The sequence below is a fragment of the Planktothrix sp. PLAVEN19ND genome (assembly GCF_057220675.1).
Genome location: NZ_CM170132.1, coordinates 3497786 through 3518500 on the forward strand (window position 1 = coordinate 3497786; position 20715 = coordinate 3518500).

General features: G+C 41.3%; 15 protein-coding genes. 7 read left to right on the plus strand and 8 right to left on the minus strand.

The features are described 5' to 3' along the window. Positions 1-2 precede the first annotated feature (2 nt). Positions 3-3107 (plus strand): phosphoenolpyruvate carboxylase, encoded by a 3105-nt coding sequence (gene ppc, locus AC2D3N_RS15360; RefSeq protein WP_484691383.1) that lies wholly within the window; start codon positions 3-5, stop codon positions 3105-3107. Between the two features lie 222 nt (positions 3108-3329). Here ppc and AC2D3N_RS15365 read toward each other — a convergent pair whose 3' ends face one another. Further along, a complete protein-coding gene (locus tag AC2D3N_RS15365) occupies positions 3330-3776 on the minus strand; it encodes a hypothetical protein (protein ID WP_484691384.1) in 447 nt (148 codons plus the stop codon). A gap of 210 nt (positions 3777-3986) precedes the next feature. Here AC2D3N_RS15365 and AC2D3N_RS15370 point away from each other — a divergent pair, with 210 nt between their 5' ends. Then, positions 3987-4589 carry a hypothetical protein gene (locus tag AC2D3N_RS15370; RefSeq protein ID WP_484691385.1) on the plus strand — a complete coding sequence of 201 codons (603 nt, stop codon included), beginning with the start codon at positions 3987-3989 and terminating at the stop codon, positions 4587-4589. Between the two features lie 49 nt (positions 4590-4638). Then, positions 4639-5145, plus strand: coding sequence for a type III secretion system chaperone family protein (locus AC2D3N_RS15375; protein ID WP_079681506.1), 507 nt, complete (start codon positions 4639-4641; stop codon positions 5143-5145). A gap of 40 nt (positions 5146-5185) precedes the next feature. Here the strand turns inward: AC2D3N_RS15375 and AC2D3N_RS15380 are convergent, their stop codons facing one another. After that, positions 5186-7663 (minus strand): putative PEP-binding protein, encoded by a 2478-nt coding sequence (locus AC2D3N_RS15380; RefSeq protein ID WP_484691386.1) that lies wholly within the window; start codon positions 7661-7663, stop codon positions 5186-5188. 123 nt (positions 7664-7786) lie between these two features. Between AC2D3N_RS15380 and AC2D3N_RS15385 the strand changes: the two genes are divergently transcribed. Further along, a complete protein-coding gene (locus AC2D3N_RS15385; RefSeq protein WP_234996833.1) occupies positions 7787-8452 on the plus strand; it encodes a ComF family protein in 666 nt (221 codons plus the stop codon). Between the two features lie 159 nt (positions 8453-8611). Further along, positions 8612-9319 carry a calcium-binding protein gene (locus AC2D3N_RS15390; protein ID WP_484691387.1) on the plus strand — a complete coding sequence of 236 codons (708 nt, stop codon included), beginning with the start codon at positions 8612-8614 and terminating at the stop codon, positions 9317-9319. A gap of 126 nt (positions 9320-9445) precedes the next feature. Here AC2D3N_RS15390 and ptsG read toward each other — a convergent pair whose 3' ends face one another. From ptsG to AC2D3N_RS15415, 5 genes are all read right to left on the minus strand, one after another. Next, positions 9446-11278 carry a glucose-specific PTS transporter subunit IIBC gene (gene ptsG / locus AC2D3N_RS15395; RefSeq protein WP_484691388.1) on the minus strand — a complete coding sequence of 611 codons (1833 nt, stop codon included), beginning with the start codon at positions 11276-11278 and terminating at the stop codon, positions 9446-9448. A gap of 369 nt (positions 11279-11647) precedes the next feature. Next, on the minus strand, positions 11648-14191 hold the full coding sequence (gene ptsP, locus AC2D3N_RS15400; protein ID WP_484691389.1) for a phosphoenolpyruvate--protein phosphotransferase: 2544 nt from the start codon (positions 14189-14191) through the stop codon (positions 11648-11650). 590 nt (positions 14192-14781) lie between these two features. Next, on the minus strand, positions 14782-15618 hold the full coding sequence (locus tag AC2D3N_RS15405; RefSeq protein WP_484691390.1) for a DUF3825 domain-containing protein: 837 nt from the start codon (positions 15616-15618) through the stop codon (positions 14782-14784). A 399-nt stretch (positions 15619-16017) separates the two neighbouring features. Next, positions 16018-17190 (minus strand): methyltransferase domain-containing protein, encoded by a 1173-nt coding sequence (locus AC2D3N_RS15410; RefSeq protein ID WP_484691391.1) that lies wholly within the window; start codon positions 17188-17190, stop codon positions 16018-16020. Positions 17191-17454: 264 nt separating this feature from the next. Next, the gene (locus AC2D3N_RS15415) at positions 17455-18417 is read right to left on the minus strand and encodes a glycosyltransferase family 9 protein (protein ID WP_079681628.1); all 963 of its coding nucleotides are present in this window, start codon (positions 18415-18417) and stop codon (positions 17455-17457) included. 79 nt (positions 18418-18496) lie between these two features. On the opposite strand from AC2D3N_RS15415, the gene ispD reads away from it, so the two are divergent. Beyond that, positions 18497-19189 (plus strand): 2-C-methyl-D-erythritol 4-phosphate cytidylyltransferase, encoded by a 693-nt coding sequence (ispD, locus tag AC2D3N_RS15420; RefSeq protein WP_484691392.1) that lies wholly within the window; start codon positions 18497-18499, stop codon positions 19187-19189. A gap of 4 nt (positions 19190-19193) precedes the next feature. Further along, positions 19194-19790: a hypothetical protein gene (locus tag AC2D3N_RS15425; protein WP_484691393.1), complete on the plus strand. Its 597-nt coding sequence runs from the start codon at positions 19194-19196 to the stop codon at positions 19788-19790. Here AC2D3N_RS15425 and dusA read toward each other — a convergent pair. Further along, complete coding sequence (dusA, locus tag AC2D3N_RS15430) at positions 19714-20712, minus strand: tRNA dihydrouridine(20/20a) synthase DusA (protein ID WP_484691394.1); 999 nt, start codon at positions 20710-20712, stop codon at positions 19714-19716. The genes AC2D3N_RS15425 and dusA overlap by 77 nt on opposite strands. Between the last annotated feature and the right edge of the window lie 3 nt (positions 20713-20715).

The following is a 20715-nucleotide window of genomic DNA, read 5'->3' on the forward strand; positions in this document are numbered from 1 at the left end:
TCATGAGTTCACTGCTCCAATCTTCCGAACAGGCTCCAAATACGGTCGTTTCATCAAACCCGCCAACTACCACTTCGGATTTATTTTTACGCAATCGTCTCAAGATTATAGAGGATGTCTGGGAGTCCGTCCTCTGTCAAGAGTGCGGCCAACAACTGGTGGACTTACTCCATCAGTTAGCATCGATGACCTCACCCGAAGGACAAGCCGAAGAATTCCAAGGATCAGATGCCCTCAAGTTAATTGAACAACTTGATATTAACGAAGCTATTCGGGCGGCCCGAGGATTTGCCTTATATTTTCAACTGATTAATATTGTTGAACAGCACTATGAACAACGGGAACAGCAAATTGCTTATAACCATGGAAAAGGGAAAGGAAAGTTACCCGTCTCCCCGGTAAAGTCAATGTCTACTTTTGAGTCTCGGAATCAACGTTTTTCCGATCAAGAAGAAAGTCCACTGCCACTAACCAATGTTACCAATTACAGCGAACAGGATCGGGAGTTAGCAACATTCCATTCCCTATTTCCGATGTTGAGACAGTTGAATGTTCCCGCCCAAAAGATTCAAAGATTATTAGATCAATTGGATGTGCGGATGGTATTTACGGCCCACCCGACGGAAATTGTTCGCCATACAATTAGAACCAAACAGCGTCGCATTGCCACGATCCTCGAACAACTTGATCAAGTTGATGAAAGCTTTAATGGGCTTATAACGGAGGAGATCGAAGAATCTTCCATTATGTCGGAATGGACAGAAGAACTCCATGAAAAACTAACCGAAGAAATTCGGCTTTGGTGGCGTACCGATGAACTCCATCAATTTAAACCAACGGTTCTGGATGAGGTAGATTATTCCCTGCACTACTTTCAGGAAGTTATATTTGATACCATCCCTCAACTTTATAAGCGCTTAAAACACGCCTTAAATGTTTCTTTTCCCTATCTGAAATTACCTAAACATGATTTCTGTAAATTTGGATCTTGGGTGGGTTCAGATCGAGACGGAAATCCCTCGGTAACACCGGAAGTGACCTGGAAAACCGCTTGTTATCAGCGTCATGTTGTCCTGGAAAAATATATTGAAGCGGTCAAACGCCTCAATCGTTTATTGAGTTTATCCTTACATTGGAGTGATGTTCTTCCAGAATTATTAGAATCTTTAGATCGAGATCAAGGACAATTACCCGATATCTATGATCAAACAGCCATTCGCTATCGTCAAGAACCCTATCGTTTAAAACTATCTTATGTGCAAAAACGGTTAGAAAATACTCGCGATCGCAATTGGCAAATGTACAATAATGCCGAAATGTCTCGCATCCGAGAGCGTCTAGTTCCTGACCACGAAGCGAGTAAATTATATCGTTCGGGGAATGATTTCTTGGCGGAGTTGAAAATGATTCAACGCAACCTAGAAGAAACGGGAATGAACTGTCAAGAACTGGAAAATCTCATCTGTCAGGTGGAGGTTTTTGGGTTTAGTTTGGCTAGGTTAGATATGCGTCAAGAGTCTTCGATTCATTGTAATGCTTTGAACGAAGTGACCCACTATCTGCAAGTTTTACCCAAACCCTACACCGAGCTTTCTGAAGCAGAAAGATGTCTTTGGTTAGCAACAGAACTCCAAACCCGTCGTCCTTTAATTCCGGCTGAATTACCGTTTTCTGAAAAAACCTGTGAAACCATTACCACCTTTAGGGTGATGCGGGAGTTACAACAGGAATTTGGGCCGGAAATTTGCCAAACCTATATTATTAGTATGAGTAATGAAGCCAGTGATTTACTGGAAGTTTTACTCTTGGCAAAAGAAGCCGGACTTTATGATCCAGCCACCGGAATTGGGAATGTTATTGTTGTTCCTCTATTTGAAACGGTAGAAGATCTCAAACGCGCTCCCCGGGTGATGACTACCTTGTTTGAATTACCTTTATATCGGGCAATGTTAGCCGGGGGTTATGAACAATATAAACTTGTGAGTCATGATCCTGATCAGTCTTTACAAGAGATTATGTTAGGCTACTCCGATAGTAATAAAGATTCGGGTTTCTTGAGCAGTAACTGGGAAATTCACAAAGCCCAAAAAGCCTTACAGAATGTGTCTGAATCCTATAAAGTGGGTCTTCGCATCTTCCACGGACGCGGGGGTTCGGTGGGTCGAGGGGGTGGCCCAGCCTACAAAGCAGTTTTAGCTCAACCGGGCCGTAGTATTAATGGCCGGATTAAAATTACCGAACAGGGGGAAGTCCTGGCGTCTAAATATTCCCTCCCGCAGTTAGCGTTATTTAATCTCGAAAGCGTCACCACCGCAGCCATCCAAGCCAGTCTCCTCCATAACGGGTTTGATGAGATTGATCCCTGGAATCAAATCATGGAGGAGTTATCCATGCGATCGCGGGCGCACTATCGGGCTTTAATTTATGAAGAACCCGATTTACCCGAATTCTTCCATCAAGTCACCCCCATCCAAGAAATTAGTCAACTGCAAATCAGTTCTCGCCCCGCCCGTCGTAGTGGGGATAAGAAAAAGGATATTTCCGGTTTAAGGGCGATTCCCTGGGTATTTAGCTGGACTCAGAGCCGTTTTTTACTGCCTTCTTGGTATGGGGTAGGAACCGCTTTACAGGCATTTATCAACGAGGAACCCCAGGAAAATCTAAAACTCCTGCGGTATTTCTATGTTAAATGGCCGTTCTTTAAAGTGTTGATTTCTAAGACGGAAATGACCTTGGCTAAAGTAGATATGGAAATCGCCCATCACTATGTCAGGGAATTAAGTCATCCTGATGATCTTGAGCGGTTTGAGGTATTATTCCAGCAAATCCTCGCCGAATATTATCTCACCGTGGAGTTAGTCCAAGAAATCACTGGACATCAACGACTATTAGAAGATGATCCCGTCTTACAACGTTCGGTACAGTTACGCAATGCCACGATTATTCCTTTAGGTTTATTACAGGTAGCTTTGTTAAAACGCCTACGTCAACACGGAAAATCCGTGGCTTCGGGTGTTGTTCATTCCCGTTATAGCAAAGGAGAATTACTCCGGGGCGCTCTATTAACTATTAATGGAATTGCCGCTGGAATGCGAAATACAGGCTGATCTTTTCAGTCATCAGTTATCAGTTATCAGTTATCAGTTATCAGTTCTGTTCCCTGTTCCCAGATCCGGCGTTCCCTGCTATAAATGATTAAAAAGAATAAAATTTCCCCTATTGATCAATATAAATCGTCCGTTTTTGGGTAATCTTGTAAGGGCGGGTTCTGTTAGATATGAGCTAATTACCTAAATCTCGATGAACCCGCCCCTACAACTGATGACTGATTAAAAGGAATAAACTTTCCCCTGTTCATCAATATAAATCGTCCGTTTTTGGCTGGGATTATCTGCACGGGTGGGACTAATTTCAACGGTTAATATATTTTTAGGGACAACTTGAAAACTATAAATTAACGGGTAATTATTCTCCGGTGTATTAATTAAAATTGTGCTGGTTTCTCCGGGTTGACGTCCGACTCTGACTAAAAATTCTTCGGTTTTACCCGGTGCTAACCTCTGGGAATTATCATTGGCTAAGGCATAAACCAGGGTTTGATTGGTTTTGTTCCGCAGTCTGACCGTAATCAATTGGTGCGGATCAACTTTGGCCTCCACATTCGAGTCTGAGGGTAATGATGTTTTGTCAAATCGTTGAGCAATACTCGAAGAACTCAACCCCACACCCAGAGCCACCATCAGCGTCACTAAGGCTAAAATACGATATTTAAACATAAACTCACTTCAACGCAATCACCCCTCCATTAATCCGCCTGTCACCCTTCGATCCGGAAGCGGTAACGGGGATATTTGCCTTGCGGTCAATGAAAAAATATGATATTGCACTATAATTCGTCAGAAGTGAGCGCCAAGCCAGATCAATTGCTGCTGATCGCACACTAGATAGCTGAGTTTACTTGATTCTTGTCCAGTCAATCCTAATTTATGCAATCAAACCTTGTTCGTCTGAATATTCCCAGTGGTTGGGCAATTACTCATAACTGTTTTGGGGATGAAGATCCATTGATTCAGGATGGTCGGATTCTCAATCAGCAGTTTTATCATGAAAACTTGCTCGTACTCCAATCTATTGAGTTTAAGGAAACAGACTGGATTATTAATCAAAAGGGTTATACCTTAAAACTCGGTTGGTATCCCCATGCTGATCCCAATGGATGCTATCGGTTGCAGTTATTACCCAGAGATTCTGAGCAAGAGGGACTAGAATTTCAATCTAAAGACCGCGAAAGAATTCGTCAAGTGATTGAACAGTGTTTTGATTTAATTAGTCGCGGGGTTGAGGGTGAGGAAATTAAATGGACAATTGAACAGAGTGATAAAACCTTTGAAAAAACTTCTCGTTTAGGATCGGGAATTAGAAAAAAAATTCAGGATTATAACCGATATCAAAATCGATTTTATTATGGTCAACTTTACTCCTTGTATCCACCCATTTATTATGAATTAACTAATATTGTTTACCGGAGTGCCAAAGCAAATAAAATTGCGTATAATATGCCAACGCCAGATAACTCCCATCGAGCGTAATTGTTGAAGCCACTATTCAAAGAACGTTGTAGATATAGGAAAATTAAGGATGTTTACTGTGTCAGAACAAAACCCGGAATTACTTTCTCAAGAATACCCATCAGATCGGGCCGTATTTGATGTTCTCATTGACTTTATGACCCTAGACGGTTGGGTTTATAGAGAAATTGAACATCGGCGAGTCTTGGCATTGGGTGTAGAGGGCAAAAACGGCCGATTTGATTGTTATACCATTGTGAGGGAAGAAGAACGGCAAATTGCGGTTTATTCCGTTTGTCCGGTGAAAGTTCCTGACTATAAACGCTATAATATGGCGACATTTATCACCCTGCTTAATTATGGGACAGTGGTGGGAAATTTTGAAATGAATTTTCAAGATGGTGAACTTCGATATAAAACCAGTTTAGATGCGGAAGATGCGTCTCTAAACCCAGCATTGATTAAACATTTAATCTATACCAGTGTCACCACCATGGATGACTATTTACCGGGAATTTTATCGGTGATTTACGGAAATATTTCCCCAGAAGAAGCCTTCCAAAGAACTCAATATTAAGATCTGGCAAAAATATTGAAATTCCTGTACTGGGTTGGCCTTAGCTTTGCGCCAGCAGCGCGTCCTCGCTCGCTAGAGTTTGGGAAATAATTTGTTTTTCGGCTCTAGCGATCGCCATATATGTGGATTCAACGGCATCTAAATTAACAGAAATAGATGTAATTCCCCATCGGACTAAATCTTCAATTAATTCAGGATATAAAGCGGGAGCATCCCCACAAATTGAACAAGGAATATTAGCGGTTTTTGCCATTTCAATTAACTGTTTTATCGCTTTTTTCAATACAGGATGATTTTCGTATAATCCTGGAAATATTTGCATTTGATTTCGATCAATTCCAAATAGTAATTGGGTCAGATCATTGGTTCCAATTGAAATGCCTTGAACCCCAGCTTCCAGGTAATCAGGTAATAAAAATAGAATCGATGGGACTTCCGCCATAATCCACAATTGAAACTCAGGATAATGGATTAATTCTGATGCTTCGATCCGCTTTTTATAAATAGTAAATTCCTCAACAGAACGAATAAAAGGTAAAATTAAATGAATATTTTTATTTCCCGATTCATACAGTCTTAATAAGACTTTAAGTTCTAAATCAAATAAAATCAGACGTTCTAAAGATGGAGAATTTGAAGCCAGAAAATGTCCTCTATTAATACTATCCTTATCCTGAGAGGATAATTTCCTATTCTTACTTTCCCCATTACCCAGGAGAGGGTAAAAATAATTTAATCCCGATACCGATTTTGCTATTTCTCTTAAATCCAAAGCTCGATAATAAACGGGTCGAGGGGATAAAATTGTAGCCATCTGATGAATGAGTTCAGCCATTTCTTGAATGAATTTTTGCTGTTTTTGGGATGAAATCCAGGTATTAAAATCACATAATTTGTCTGCAACTTCCTGAGAAACCCAAGAATTTATGGTCGGATATTCAGAACATTCTAATATTTCAATAGCGATCAATTCTGACCGAAATAGACCTACCCCATCAATGGGTAAAGGTAAAGAATGAAGTCGCTGGATAGAACTCGATTGACTAATATTAACCATTAGGGGTGTAGAGTTTATATGGGTAGGAGTTTTAATTGGTTTTTGTTCCTGAAAACTCCATTTTAAAAACTGTTGATCCACTGAATAATCAGGCTTGACAACATAAACTTCCCCATAGTTTCCATCAACAAAAATAGACTCACCCGTTTTTATTTGCATGGTTGCATTCACGATTCCACAAACAGCAGGTATACCCAATTCTCGCGCCACAATTGCGCCATGACTGGTCATTCCTCCCTTTTCAGCAACAATAGCAACAGTCTGCTTCAATAGGGCTAAATAATCCCAAGTAATTGCTGGAACGACTAACACAGTATTCTCCGGTAATTGTGAGGGTATGGGTTGTGTTTCCGTGAGGATATATGCAGTTCCTTTAGACTTTCCAGACGCCAGAGCTACTCCTTGAAAATGCTGTTGATGGGGGCTAGAATGGTAAATGACAGAACTAGAAGAAAGACAGATTTCGGAAGATTTAGCCCCGACGAGATAGAATTGAGGTTCTTGAGTTTGAGGCTGTTGCAATAAACGCCAATCCAATCGAGTAATTTCCGGATTAAACCGTGTGACTTTTTGAATGAGATTGATCAACTTTTGTAGTTCTTTCAGCGTTAGGGAAAATCCTTGTTGTTGTTCAGAAATCAAGGTGACATAAATCGGAAGCTGAGTATTTTGAGTTCCGAATTGTTTTTGAGGAATGGGGTATTTTGTGGGCTGATCAGGAGAAGATTTTAAATTATAGATAATCGTTTTAGAGCCTAATTTTTGTTGTTGAATCATTCCCGTTTGGGGTTGGATTAAATAAATATCGGGATGGCTTTCTCCCCACAATAGGGAAAATTCTAAACCCCAAGTGGAGCTTATTTCCCAACAGTGAGGGCGAATTTCAACAAAACCGGAAGCGATCGCGGACTGGAGGGGTTGAACTAAGACCACAGGACATAGGTCTTGTAATTCGATCTGGTATCGTTGCCAATATAATAAACTTTTAGCCCTAAAAAGTTCACAGTAGGCTTGTTTTAATCCCAATAAAGCTGTGGGAGTATCCGCCCAACTGATCACTGATTTAAAAAGTCCCGATGTTTGTAAATAATCGGGAGTGCTCAGACTCGGATAAAAAATCAACGCTGAGGCTTTTAATTGGTCAATGCTGTCTTGAATTTTCTGACTCCAGGATGGGGGTAAATGACTTTCAATCAGTTGTTGACAAAGGTGTTGAACGATAATTTGTAATTGACGGGGTTGATTGATGTCAAAATAGAGGGATGATTCAGGTAAATCAACAAATAGGGGTTCTAACCAATCAATGGTTTGTAAAATCTCCCCAAATAACTGATCCGTAACTACAAAACCGGGTAAAACCGGATAACCCTGATGGAGCAATTGGCTTAAATAAAAGGCTGGCTCCCCGACAATATCGCGGTGCTCTGGTTGAATTTCGTGAAGCGCGTAAAAATTATCCACACTTTAAACTAAATTTAGTTACGATTTGATCCGATCAGTTCAACAATAGAAAATAGTCGTAGTGGGAGATAGAAACCTGGTTTCTCGATCAAAACCTCCCCTCCCCATCTCAAAACCTCAACTGTGAAAGCGATCCTAAGTTTATTTCTCAAACCTAACTGTCCGTTATGTGACCGACCCGCAAAAACAGAACTTTGCGATTATTGTGAACGACAGTTACTTCGTTGTCGATTTCCCCCTGGGACTAAATTTGCCTCTGACGTGCCACTTTGGGTCTGGGGACAGTACAAAGATGTTCTCAAGCGAGCGATCGCGGCTATCAAATATAATCATCATACCGAATTAGCCCAACCTTTGGGCTATGGATTGGCAGAAACTTGGTTATCGACGCCCGGGTCGGGGGTCTCCCCGGTTACGGTTGTACCCATTCCCCTCCACCGGGCGAAGTTAAAAAAACGCGGGTTTAATCAAGCCGAATTGTTAGCGAAAAGTTTTTGTGAATTCACGGGTTTATCCCTATCTGCTCATGGTTTAGAACGAATTAAACAAACGGAATCACTGCATGAACTCTCACCCAGTCAACGTTTAAAAGAAATGCAAGGTGTGTTTAATATTGGTCAGGATTTCCGGCGTCGCCCGCCCCAGGGTTCAGTTTTAATTTTAGATGATATTTATACAACTGGTGCAACGGTTAAATCAGCTATTGCTCAACTCCAAAAATCGGGAATTTCTGTTGCGGGTATTGTGGCGATCGCCACCACTCAAAAATCAGTAATCAGTCATCAGTAATCAGTCATCAGTGTAGAGACGTGCCACGGCGCGTCTCTAGTGGTTATCGGTTTATCAAAAAAATCCCGTCAATCAAGTCAAATAAATATTGATTTTAGTTGACAACAACCAACAATTGCTTTATTACTAATAACTGATAACTAATAAATGATTTAAAAAATGACTTTAATTTTAGGAACTGAAGCAGCTGATAATCTGGTTGGATTGATTGGAAACGATGAAATTTATGGGTTAGCGGGAGATGACACCCTGCAAGGTCTTGAGGGCGATGATACGATTAATGGCAATCTGGGAGCGGATGTTATTTATGGTAGTCCAGGGAATGATTTGCTATTTGGAGGGAAAGGGGACGATGTTCTGATTGGAGAATCAGGTAAAAATCAAATTTTTGGTAACTTAGGTTCAGATTTATTATTTGGAGGAAACGATAATGATTCTTTGTTTGGAGGTCAAGGAATTGATCTCCTAGCCGGTGGCGGGGGAAATGATTATGTTTCCGGTGATCTTGGGGATGATTTTATTGCGGGGATTGATGTTAACTCAACTACTCCAGGAGCGGGTGAAATTGATACTTTAGTTGGGGGTGCAGGATTGGATGGATTTTATTTAGGGAGTTCTGATTCTAGCACCTATTATGCAACCGGAGGTTCAACGGATTTTGCGTTTATTAGTGATTTTACTGTAGGTGAAGATTACTTTGTTTATAAAACTAATGATGTGATTACTTTTAAGGATTTAACCTTATCGGGGTACGGAACCGGAGCGGGTATTTATGTTAATAAATCAGGTCTGGAAGAACTAATTGCATTTGTACCAGGAGTCCAAGCCAATCAACTTAATTTCAACAAAGATTTTAAACCCATCTAATATTAGTCATCAGTTAACAGTTAACAGTTAACAGTTATCAGTTAATCAATATTAAAATATTACAACCTCGGCGCGGGTTGCTATAACTGATAACTCTTAAACTGATAACTGATGACTGATCACTGATCACTGATTCTTTGCGTATTGTTCCGCACCTAAACCGACTAATAGATGTAATATGCCATTGGGTAAACGTAAAATTCCTTCCACACCCGCGGCTTTTAATCCGTCTTCATCAATCAGGTTATTATCAATAACTTTAACCCGTAATCGAGTTAATGCTACTGCATCAATACTCTGAATATTCTGTTTTCCACCCAAGGCAATCATGATCTGCTGAATCCGATTTTTTGCCTCGGAATCTGAGATAATTGGGGTTGAAATCACTGCTTCAGGTGAATTAACCTCTGTAGTTTCTGGTGTGATTTCCTCAACAAAATCTGCCTCTGGCCCCGCATTTTTGAGATATTCCATCATATCTGTTTTTAAATTTTCCGAACGGGGGCCGAATATGGCTTGGGCGCTATTTCCCATTTCTAAAACTCCCGAAGCTCCTAATGCTTTAAGTCGGGCTTTATTCACCTTTTTAATATCATTAACGGTGATTCTTAATCGAGTAATACAAGCATCCAAAGTGGCAATATTACTCCGTCCACCAAAGGCTCGAACTAACTCCATTGCCAGACTTCCTACCCCCGTTCCTGGGGTAATTGTGGTTACGGTTTCTACCTCATCTTCTCGACCCGGAGTGGAGAAATTAAACTGTCGGATTCCAAAGTAAAACACACAGAAATATAAGGCGGCAAAAAACGGCCCCAGGGCGGGAATTAACCACGCCTTTGTGCCTAATCCATTAAACAGGAAAAAGTCAATAAATCCCTGGGAAAAGGTAAATCCCATGCGTCCGCCCAAGGCAACAAATAACCAATCACAAAAGCCCGCCATCACCGCATGAATCGCGTATAAAGGTGGGGCTACGAACATAAATGAAAATTCAATCGGCTCGGTAATTCCGGTTAAGAAAGAAGTGAAAGCGGCGGAGATCATAATCCCCCCAGTTAACACGCGATTTTTCGGTTTTGCCGCCCGCCAAATAGCGATCGCCGCCGCCGGTAAACCGAACATTTTGAACCAATAAGCCCCCCCTAAAATTCCGGCCGTTGGGTCGCCAGCAAAGAAGCGATTAATGTCTCCAGTTACCACTCTATTCGTGAGTGGATCAAGAAATGATCCGATTTGAAAAAAGAAAGGAACATTCCAAATATGATGTAATCCAAAGGGTAATAATAACCGTTCTACAACCCCATAAATAGCGGCGGTAAGACTAACATTGCCACCGGATGCCGCTGCATTTGCAGCCGTAGAAATTGCGGCTCCAATGGGCGGCCAGACCACGCTCATTAAGATTCCCATGGCGATCGCCGCAAAGGAAGTCACAATCGGAACAAATCTTTTTCCCGCAAAAAATCCCAGATATTGAGGGAGTTGAATTCGGAAATAACGATTAAATAAATAGGCTGCAACACAACCCATAATTAACCCGCCAAATACCCCCGTATCTAAGGAAGGAATGCCCATGACTTTGACTAAATCATCGGGATTCATACCAAATAAAGTAGTAGATGCCGCCCCTAAAGCAGCGATAAAAACCACAAATCCCACCGTTGCCGCCAAAGCAGCAACCCCGTCATTTTCCGCAAATCCAATGGCAACGGAAATCGCAAAAATAATCGGTAAATTACCAAAAATTGCATCCCCGGAAGTCTTCATAATGGTTGCTAAACCTTCAGGCAGCCACCCAAACTTAGGGGAAGAAATTGTTCCCGATGCCAGATTTTGTAATTCAATTAAACGAGCGCTACCCAATCCTAATAATAAGCCAGCAATGGGTAACACTGAAACGGGAAGCATTAAAGACTTTCCCATTTTTTGTAACAAAGCAAAAGCGTTTTTAAACATCGTTTTTCTTAAGTAGTGAGTCCTTCATGGCTCTATTAGATATTGTTACTAATAACCGATAACTGGTACGGGCGGGTTTTTTTAGATCTTTGTTAATCACCTAAATCTTGATGAACCCGCCCCTACAACCGATAACTGGTACGGGCGGGTTTTTTTAGATCTTTGTTAATCACCTAAATCTTGATGAACCCGCCCCTACAACTAATAACTGGTACGGGCGGGTTTTTTTAGATCTTTGTTAATCACCTAAATCTTGATGAACCCGCCCCTACAACTGATAACTGGTACGGGCGGGTTTTTTTAGATTTGTTAATCCCTAAATCTTGATAAACCCGCCCCTACAACTGATAACTGATAACTGATGACTGATTAAAGTGCCCGCACATCCGCCCCTGTTTCTGCATTTAAGGCTTTTTGGGCTAATTCTTGACACTCAACTAAACTTAATTCTCTGATTTGTGCCTTAATCGTAGGAATACTGGGAACACTAACACTTAATTCCTTCACCCCCAAACCAATTAATAAGGGAATCGCTTGGGGGTCGCTGGCAATTCCGCCACAAACTCCCACCCATTTTCCCTCTTTAGTTGCGCCTTTCACCGTCAAATCAATTAATCGTAAAACCGCCGGATTTAACCCATCCACATAGGGGGCAAGTTTCGGATGTCCCCGATCCATTGCTAAGGTATATTGGGTTAAATCATTAGTTCCAATAGAGAAGAAATCTACCTCTTTAGCAAACTGTTCGGCCATGACTGCCGCCGAGGGAACTTCCACCATAATCCCTACAGAAACCGGGGGAAGATTTAACTTTTCCCGTTCTTCTTCTAACATGGCTTTTGCCATTCTAATTTCTTCTAATCGGGCAATCATCGGGAACATAATTCGCAACATTCCCGCCTCCGCCGATCTTAAAATAGCCCGAAATTGGGTTCTCAAAAGTTCAGGACGATCAAACCCAAATCTAATTCCCCGTTCTCCTAAAAAGGGGTTTTCTTCATGGGGAATGGGTAAATAGGGTAGGGGTTTATCTCCACCTACGTCTAAAGTCCGAATAATTAATGGTCTATCCTTCCCTAAAACCCGGGCAATACTACTATATATTTCCGTTTGTTCGTCTTCTGTGGGGGCAGATGTCCGCTCCATAAATACAAATTCTGTTCGCAATAAACCGACCCCTTCTCCTCCCAATTCTACGGAAGTTTCTGCCTCCGATTTGCCACCAATATTGGCAACAATTTCCATCCGGTGTCCATCGGTGGTGATGGCGGGTTTCATGGCATTAGCTAAGTCGGTTTGCCGTTTTTTGGCAATTTCAACTAGCTGGGTTTTAACCCGTTCCATTTCCGCCGTGGTCGGATTTAATTTTAATGTGCCTTTACTGCCATCTAAGATAACAGGTGTACCGTCGGGTAAATCTAAGACTTGAGGTTCAGTTCCCGCGATCGCTGGAATTTCCATAGAACGGGCTAAAATTGCCACATGAGAAGTCGAACCCCCGGCAACGGTACAAAATCCAATCACTTTTGAGCGATCCAAAGTTGCCATATCCGAAGGGGTTAAATCCTCAGCAATTAAAATAGTATTCTCAGGATAAATCGGCCCGGTTAAGGTAACTCCGGTGAGAATTCTTAATACCCGTTGCCCCACATCTCGAACATCATTTGCCCGTTGGGATAACAATTCATTTTGCAATTTTGCCAGTTGGGCTGCACTATTTGTAAAAGCTTGTTTCCAGGCAAAAGCAGCACTTTTTCCCTTATCAATGGTGCTGGTAGCAATATCAATTAATTCGGGATCTTCTAATAATTCTTGATGGGCGGCAAAAATAGCTGATTTACTCGGATCGCCCTGGCCATGAACATTGGCCCGTAACGCTTCTACCTCTAATTGGGCCTGTTCGATCGCCGTTTCTAACTTCCGCCGTTCTGTATTAGGATTTTCGGCCTTTTCCGTCACCTCAATTTCCTGTTCCCTCACCCGGAAAGTTTGACCCACGGCCACCCCCGAGGATGCCGCTACCCCTAAAACCACATTAGGATCGTCTGAACGCCGACGGGGGGCGGGATTCGAGATTTCTCCCTGGGCGACGCTGGCGGGGGCGGAAATGGGGAGACTGCCTTCTTCCCCTAACCCGGAACGCATGGCTTCGGTGAGTTCGGCGATCGCTTCAGCCGCATCGGAGCCCTGGGCCACCAAAACCACCCGATCGCCGTTATTGACTTCCATGGCCATTAACCCGACCACACTCTTAACATTGGCGTCTTGTTCGCCCCGTTGTAACCGAATTTTAGATTGATATTTTTTAGCTAAATTTGCTAATACGGCCGAAGGTCTAGCGTGGAGTCCGGTAGGATTAGGAATAATAATTTCATCGGAGGTAATTGTCTCGGCAGAAATTGGGTTATTTTCAATTACTGTTGGGGCGAAAGTCAGTTCTAAAATAACTGTTTCTCCAGCCACAACATGACCCGAACTAGCTTGAAAAGTTGCCAATTGATCACTATTAGTAATCACAATTTGGGTGAGTAAACTTTTAGCATTTAGAGCGATATAATCGGGATCAAATTCTATTAAGGGATCGCCTGTTTGAATGCGATCGCCCATTTTAACTTTAGGGCTAAATCCTTGACCGCGTAACTTAACAGTATCTAACCCAATGTGCATCAACACTTCTAACCCTTCTGGGGTTTTTAATGTCACCGCATGATGGGACGGATGCAGTTGGATCACTTCCCCATCACAGGGGGCAATTAAAACCTGACTCACGGGGTCAATGGCTATTCCATCCCCAACCATTTTTTGAGCAAATACGGGGTCGGGAACCTGTTCAATGGGTAGAATATGTCCCGATAAAGGTGCTTTTAATAGAACGCCAATCCCTTTAGGAACTGGTGTTACAGTATTAATCATTGTCAAGTCCTGTTTAAATGGTGTTTTTTAATCTGGGTGGGTTGTTCAACTCTGGATATTGTTTAAGATACAATTAACCCTTTGCCATTGTTCAAAAGTTTCTATTTTGTTTTAATTTGAAACAATTCTTAATATATATCGGTTTTCAAGTTGGGATTAAAAACCTATTTTCTTTGAGAAACTTAATTTTTTAGTAGAGATTTTTTCCTAATTAATCGCGATTTTGCCATGCTATATTGGTTAAACTGTTTGCACTCAAAATTTCAACCTTGGGCGTTATTAAAATGATCTTCTAAGAATAAAAAATATTAAAAAAACCAACTAATGCACAATCTGGGAGGGATGGAAAAATAGGAAGTGATTGAATATATTGTAGGGGATCAATATACTGAGATTTTTGATCGAATCAACTGATTTTTAGATAAATTATTAAACAGGATGGGATGATTTTTCCTATCCTGTTTTTTGTTGATTTTACTTCCAAGAAGTATTTTTTAATTAATAGTGTTACAAGGGTATAACACTATTAATTAGTTCGGTTTCCATTAATTCCACTTCTAATAATAGAAGCGACTTCAGTAATCTAGTATTTAATCATCATCGTCACTCATGTCATTTGGAGAAGCCATGGCTTCATTCCAGCTACTAATAATCCACGGCTTAAGCTGATCTGCTCTAGGTACTACTGGTCGAATATTGCTATAATAGGATGTTTGTTTGAGCGGATTCATTACCGTTCTAACCAGTAGAGGAAACTGACCTGACCGAACTTCTAAAGGCGCAATTAAATCGGGAGTTCTGGTAATATTTTCTTGGCTCTTTAGATAAACAGGGATAAAATACTGCATTTTTCCATAATACCAACAAGGCTGATACAACTCCCTGTGTATAGACCATTGAATTGCACCATTTAATGCACATATTTGGGTCACTGTGCTGGCTGGTGCAAGAAATTCTATTCTCTCGACATTATCACGGAGTATATGTTCGTCTTTCACCACAATTTCATTACCCCTGGGGATTTCAGGTGCTTTTGGTACTTCTGGCGGTGGTGGCAATTCCACATCATCACTGAAATTTTCTCCAGTTCCAGCATCTGTTAATCTCCAAGGTTGATCGACACGTTGATTTGGTTCAAACTTTAAATACAATGGAACATTATACCGATTTCTTAACAAGCCAGCCGCCACGATAAAACCATCTTGATACTCTACAAATTTCTCTTGTTCTATACTCCAATAAAGGGTCACTGCTATGTATTTCTTCAAAACATCTAACTCTCTTCCCCAATTCTCTTGAAGCGACTGTTCATTTAGTTTATTTTCAGCTTTTGGAGTAATGAAGCTAAAATTATAAAGACAGTCTCTTACTAAATGCTGTGTTCTTGGTGAACCATATTGTTCCAATAAGTCTTCTTTCTTAATCATCAATCTATTTCCTTCGTTAAAATTGTTGCCAGGTTACTGTAATGTCATTTTCCTCGCATTGCTTTTTAAATGCTTCGCCCTGTGACTTATCCATAAAGTCAATCTTTACAGGTTTCCATTAATTCCACTTCTAAATAATAGAAGCGACCCCTCTATTTTAAACCCAGACGCCATCGGCTGTCTAGGGGGGGTTTGCGAGGCTGGGAAAAACCATCAAATAATCAGAGAACTGGGATACTCAGTAATCTTTGGCCCTTGACTCCAAGTTTCCACACTTCCCCAGGTATGGCCAGAAAGCGGGTAAACCAATAAAGTGTTTCCAGCTATTAGCGATCGCCCTAATCTAAAGTTACTAAATATCACCTTAGATCAGGACTTATTATAACTTTTTTTCACTATTTAACAACAACTAGAACTCGCAGGAGCGCAACAGGAACTATCAGAATTATTGATGGTAACGTAATAATGCTCTCCCTTGGTTTCTTCCGGTTTACGAATGGCATTCCGTCTACAATCGAATTCCGGGGCTGATTCTAGGGGGATAGTTTCATGGGGTAAAATTCCTAAAATATCTTGATAATAGGGGCTGTTTATGTTACTATAAATTTGGTAGGTTTTATCACAAACTGCCATCCGTTCCCCCCGATATAAAATATGTCCGTCATCGTCCATTACCTGTTTCCAGGGCCCTTTATAAATCACGGCTTGGTTTACATCTAAACAGGGGCCGTCTTTGCCTTTAAATGCAGTAACTGTTAGGGAACGAAACTCAATGCCATCAATCACTTGCCAAGGTTCCTCCTGTCGGGCTAATATCTCAACGCCATAAAATCCAGCCTGTTCAAAACGTTCTAAAAACTCATTTTCCCGAAAAGCTCCCGCAATACAACCACTCCAAAGATCGGGATCATTTAAAATTCTAGGTGTCGGATCTTGATCGCAAACAATATCAGAAATAACTGCCCGTCCGCCCCGTTTTAAGACTCGATAAATTTCTTGAAAGAGTTGATCCTTATCCTGGGGACGGACTAAATTTAAAACACAATTAGAAATAACAACATCAACACTGTTATCGGCAATTAAAGGATTTTGTTGACGTAGGCGATCGCATTCTAACTCAAATTTCCCCAGGTCTTCAATCGATTGAATCGGATTAACCGTTAACCACCGTTGCACTTGATCTAAATCTAAGGCTAAATCCTGAATTTTTGCCTTAACAAAACTGGTATTCAAATAGCCTAATTTCTGAGCCATTTCCGGTTGATGGCTGCGGGAAAGAGCCAACATTGTATCATTAAAATCTACGCCGATCACTTGACCGGATGACCCTACTTTTTGCGCGATCATATAACAATTTTTACCCGCCCCCGAACCTAAATCAACTACGGTTTCCCCCGGGTTAACATAACGGGTGGGATCACCACAACCATAGTCCTTATCTATAATTTCCTGGGGAATAATTTCTAAATATTGATTTTCCTGATATTCCACCGGACAACATAGGGAAGGTTGTACTGTTTGCGCTCCGGCTTTGTAGCGTTCAATAACTGTTTCTTCAATATTGTAATTCATAGATTGTTGATAGCTTTAATTCAATTATAGTTTACAATTATGTTTCTTTCTCTAGGTTAGATTCGCCTAAATCCCTGAAAAGGGGGACTTTGAACTTTGGTTTTATCCTAGGTTAGATCCCCCTAAATCCCCCTTAAAAAGGGGGACTTTGAACTTGAGTTTTATCTTAGAGGGGTACTTTGAACTGGGGTTTTATCCTGAAAAAACGAGGAGTTAAATTGTCCATTTCCCCCCTTTTTAAGGGGGTTAGGGGGGATCGAACATTTAGCCTCCCCAGATTTTTTTAATTACCTGCTCGGGAGAGATATCAGACATTTTGCCCGAAGGAGATTTAATCCCAATCACCCGATCGCTTTTTGGTAATAATTTAGCGGGTTCAGTTGGGCCAAATAAGGCGATCGTATAGGTTCCCACCGCAACGGCCAAGTGCATCGGGGCGCTATCGGTACAGAGCATTAAATTTGCTGAGGCGATCATCGCCGATAATTTACCAATATCCTCCGGTTGGGTGACTTTAACCTGGGGACAAGATTCGACAATTTGCCGCACTAAGGCCCCATCTTCTGGCCCTTGGACAATGATCACGGGGAGGTTAGGTTGGCGCTGTTGAATATCTTGAATAATTTTTTGCCAACTGGCCACGGGGTAGATTTTATCAATGCCTTTTAGTTGGGCTAACTGGCTAGATCCGCCATGAATCAAAATATAACCACTATCCTTGACTCCTAAGCGTTTTTGTTCCGCTTCTCCCCAGTCGAGATCCAATTTAGGCACATTAATCGATAATCCTGAAAAGGGGGTAATAATGTCCAACCCTTTGAGCAGGTCATAATACATTTCGGCGGCGTATTGCTCTGGTTTTAAGGGGACTGGGTTGCTAATAAATAGCCCCTCACCCCCGCCTGCGTAACCAATGCGGGTGGGAATACCCGTTAACCACAATAACAATCCCACTGTCCAACTTTGACCCAGGGATACCACCACTTCATATTCCCGGTCACGGACAATTCCTAAAAAATTTCCCCAGTCGGCTAAACTGTTTCGTCCCTTGAAGTCATAGGTGAGAGTTTCAGAAACGGACTTACAAACCCGATAAGCTCCCCTGGCTCTGGGTTCTACCATAACAGAAATTTGGGCTTCAGGATAGGCTTGCTTGAGGCCATCCAGGGTGGGAAAAAACAGGATTTGATCGCCTATTCCACCTGGGACAAGGGCTAGTATTCTCATCATTAAAGAGTTAATCTACAAGATCAGCTTAATTCTAATACGAACACAGAGTTGTCAATCTTACCTCTAAATTTTCACAATGCACTTATTAATTCCGGCGGCGGGTATGGGACGCAGAATGGGGAGCGATCGCAACAAATTGCTCCTGACCCTATGGGATAAACCCCTATTAGCTTGGACACTCGAAGCGGCGGAGGCTTCAGCTTGTATTGACTGGATCGGGATCATGGGTCAACCCGTGGATTTTCCCGACTTTCAGGAAATTTTGGCCAGTGTTAATCTAACTAAACCCGTCGAGTTAATTCAGGGGGGCGAAACCCGTCAACAGTCGGTTTACAATGGCTTACAGGCCTTACCACCGGATGCGGAGCGGGTATTAATTCATGATGGGGCGAGATGTTTGGCCACACCGGAGTTATTCGAGCGCTGTGGGGCGACGTTGCAGACCTGTTCGGGGTTAATTGCCGCTATTCCAGTCAAGGATACAATTAAGGTTGTTGATGAAAATGGGTTAATTTTAGATACACCCGATCGCCAACAATTATGGGCGGCGCAAACGCCCCAAGGGTTTGAGGTGAAATTATTAAAAGAATGTCATGATCAAGGGCGTCAACAGGGCTGGGAAGTCACCGACGATGCGGCCTTATTTGAAAAATGTGGGTTATCCGTTCATATTGTCCCAGGGGAAGAAACTAATTTGAAAGTGACAACCCCTGTGGATCTAAGTGTGGCAGAATTTATTTTAAGATCAAGACTCAAGAATCGTGAATAAAAATATGATCACAATAACAACATTTAAGCAGAACTGGCTAAATATCTTAATTCGGGAGTTTATTAACCTCGGAATTATTAATTTATATTTAGCCTCATCCTTTAGTATTTTAGTAACATTAAATTCCCTAGCCTTAGTTAAATATGGTATTGATGGCTTTAACTACGGGATTACAATTATGGGTGCATTAGTTTTAGGAAAGGTGATTCTTTTATCGGAAAAACTCCCCATTGTAGAACGCTATGAACATAAACCCTTAATCATTTCGGTGGGTTATAAATCCGTTTTATTTACCCTCATTGCTTTATTTTTTAATAGTGTGGAACATTTAATCGTCGGTTTATTTCAACAAGAATCCCTGGAACGGATTTTAATAGAACTGCAAAATCAAGTTTCTCAAATTGATTTGTTTTATCAAATTCTCTGTTTATTAATTGTTTTTATTCCCTTCTTTACAATGAGAGAATTAAATAAAATCTTAGGAAAGGGAACCTTATTCAACTTGTTTTTTACCAGTAGGGATTTTAAGGTTGAGGAAGCTGCTTCAATGCTTGCTGAAGAACTTCTACTCCAGCATGGGTCAGATAGGCATTTTCACTAATATAACGTTTCCAGGCTTTGGTTCCGGGTTGTCGGGCAAATAACTCTAAAAAATGGCGGGTCATACTATTTAATTTTACCCCTTTTTGTAACCAATATTCCAGATAAGGATACATAGCTTCTATGACTTCTTGACGGGTCAAGGGAGGTGTTTTTTCTCCATAGATTTCTTGATCCGCCGTTGCGAACAAATAGGGGTGATCATAAGCAGCGCGTCCGATCATCACAGCATCAACAAATTGTAGTTGATCTTTGACTTCTGCTAAGGTTTTAAACCCACCATTAATTTCAATAAATAGATGGGGAAACTCTTGTTTTAAACGATGAACTTCTTCATATCTTAACGGGGGAATAGTCCGGTTTTCTTTAGGACTTAAACCCTGTAACCAAGCTTTGCGAGCATGAACAGTAAAGTATTGACATCCAGCGTTAGCAACTATTCTGACAAAATCTGCCATATCTTCATATTTATCCTGGTCATCAATACCAATTCGATGTTTAATAGTCACCGGAATATTAACCACTTTTTGCATCGCTTCTACTGCTTGAGCCACTAACTCCGGTTGCGCCATTAAACACGCCCCGAAATTGCCATTTTGCACCCGATCACTGGGACATCCGACGTTTAAATTAACCTGATCATATCCCCGATCTTCGGCTATTTTAGCACAAGTTGCCAGATGACTCGGATTATCTCCTCCTAACTGTAATACGAGGGGTTTTTCTTCGGGAGAAAATCCTAATAATTGCTCTTGATCTCCATGTAAAATTGCCGCCGTTGTCACCATTTCAGTATAGAGCAAAGTTCGCCGGGTGATTTGTCGCATAAAATAGCGATAATGGCGATCAGTGCGATCCATCATCGGTGCAATACTAAGGGGATAAATCGGATTTAAGGTTAAAGTTGAAGTCGAAAAATTCATTAA

Bases quoted from the DNA above. Each gene is read 5' to 3' on its own strand.
- ppc (WP_484691383.1), top strand. From the start codon at position 3: ATGAGTTCACTGCTCCAATCTTCCGAACAGGCTCCAAATACGGTCGTT.
- AC2D3N_RS15365 (WP_484691384.1), bottom strand. From the start codon at position 3,776: ATGTTTAAATATCGTATTTTAGCCTTAGTGACGCTGATGGTGGCTCTG.
- AC2D3N_RS15370 (WP_484691385.1), top strand. From the start codon at position 3,987: ATGCAATCAAACCTTGTTCGTCTGAATATTCCCAGTGGTTGGGCAATT.
- AC2D3N_RS15375 (WP_079681506.1), top strand. From the start codon at position 4,639: ATGTTTACTGTGTCAGAACAAAACCCGGAATTACTTTCTCAAGAATAC.
- AC2D3N_RS15390 (WP_484691387.1), top strand. From the start codon at position 8,612: ATGACTTTAATTTTAGGAACTGAAGCAGCTGATAATCTGGTTGGATTG.
- ptsG (WP_484691388.1), bottom strand. From the start codon at position 11,278: ATGTTTAAAAACGCTTTTGCTTTGTTACAAAAAATGGGAAAGTCTTTA.
- ptsP (WP_484691389.1), bottom strand. From the start codon at position 14,191: ATGATTAATACTGTAACACCAGTTCCTAAAGGGATTGGCGTTCTATTA.
- AC2D3N_RS15405 (WP_484691390.1), bottom strand. From the start codon at position 15,618: ATGATTAAGAAAGAAGACTTATTGGAACAATATGGTTCACCAAGAACA.
- AC2D3N_RS15410 (WP_484691391.1), bottom strand. From the start codon at position 17,190: ATGAATTACAATATTGAAGAAACAGTTATTGAACGCTACAAAGCCGGA.
- AC2D3N_RS15415 (WP_079681628.1), bottom strand. From the start codon at position 18,417: ATGAGAATACTAGCCCTTGTCCCAGGTGGAATAGGCGATCAAATCCTG.
- ispD (WP_484691392.1), top strand. From the start codon at position 18,497: ATGCACTTATTAATTCCGGCGGCGGGTATGGGACGCAGAATGGGGAGC.
- AC2D3N_RS15425 (WP_484691393.1), top strand. From the start codon at position 19,194: ATGATCACAATAACAACATTTAAGCAGAACTGGCTAAATATCTTAATT.
- dusA (WP_484691394.1), bottom strand. From the start codon at position 20,712: ATGAATTTTTCGACTTCAACTTTAACCTTAAATCCGATTTATCCCCTT.